Below are 965 nucleotides of genomic sequence, written 5' to 3'. Positions count from 1 at the left end.
ATTCATACTTATGATGTAATACGAATAATTGACCTAACAGAGGGTGGACGATGATCACGATTGTCGGATGTAACAAAGGTGGCGCGGCCAAGACCACGACTGCCATCAATATCGCCATTGGCCTGGCACTGCGCGGGGAAGACGTTTGTCTGGTTGACGCAGATGTTCAGCGCTCCGCCTCTCGCTGGTATGCCGAACGGGAGCTATCGGGACTTATACCGGCCATCACCTTGATTGAGAAACGTGACAATATCTCCCAGACGCTAAAAAGTCTGGATAACCGGTTTGGTCAGGTTATTGTCGATGTCGCTGGCCGTAACAGTCGGGAACTGATCACCGGTGGTACCGTTGCCCATCAAATCATTGCGCCTCATCAGTGTTCCCAGTTGGATCTGGATACGTTGATGGAACTTCAGCAGCAGCTGGAGAGTATGCGAGATTTGAATCCCGAATTAAAAGCTTGGTGTTATCAGACGATGGCGACAACTAATCCCTTGATACGGGGTACGGAACGCAATGAGTTTCTTGAGTATGTGAAAGAGTTCGATGGGCTGGTTCCTCTGAGTAGTGTCGGGTGCTACCGAAAAATTTATCGTGATGTGATGTCCGATGGGCGCTCAGTACTGGAAACCGACAATGACAATGCCAAAGCGGAAGTTTTGGCTTTGTTACAGGAGGTTTTCTGATGGCACTTAAAAAGCCCCAGTTGCGTAAAGAAGTGACTGAAGCAGACGCCGAAGCACTGGCGAACCGGTTGGCTGACAGACCTTACGGTGAAGAGAAAAAACCGTCCTTACAGCCTGAAACGCTAACCAGAACTACTATATCGTTACCTGAAGGCTTGCTGCGTGAGCTTGAAGATAGGGCTCTGGCCAATAAGCGTGCGGGAGTCGCGCCTAAAAATGTCAGTGCGTTGGTTCGCGAAGCCCTAGACGCGTATTTTAAAATGGAGTGATAAAACATAG

Annotated in this window: 2 protein-coding genes; both read left to right on the top strand. The window is 49.3% G+C overall.

Going from position 1 to position 965, the window contains the following annotated elements:
• Window positions 1-50: 50 nt before the first annotated feature.
• Window positions 51-686, top strand: a complete 636-nt coding sequence (locus V2A85_RS23975) for an AAA family ATPase (RefSeq protein WP_420072593.1) — start codon at window positions 51-53, stop codon at window positions 684-686.
• A complete protein-coding gene (locus V2A85_RS23970) occupies window positions 686-955 on the top strand; it encodes a hypothetical protein (protein WP_420072592.1) in 270 nt (89 codons plus the stop codon). Before V2A85_RS23975 ends, V2A85_RS23970 begins: the two co-directional genes overlap by 1 nt.
• The last annotated feature ends 10 nt before the right edge of the window (window positions 956-965 follow it).

Origin of the sequence: Yersinia sp. 1252 StPb PI (assembly GCF_048593885.1) — a bacterium.
Taxonomy (GTDB): domain Bacteria; phylum Pseudomonadota; class Gammaproteobacteria; order Enterobacterales; family Enterobacteriaceae; genus Yersinia; species Yersinia enterocolitica_E.
The sequence above is the reverse complement of the archived record's forward strand: the minus strand, read 5'-3'. Positions and strand labels throughout refer to the sequence as shown.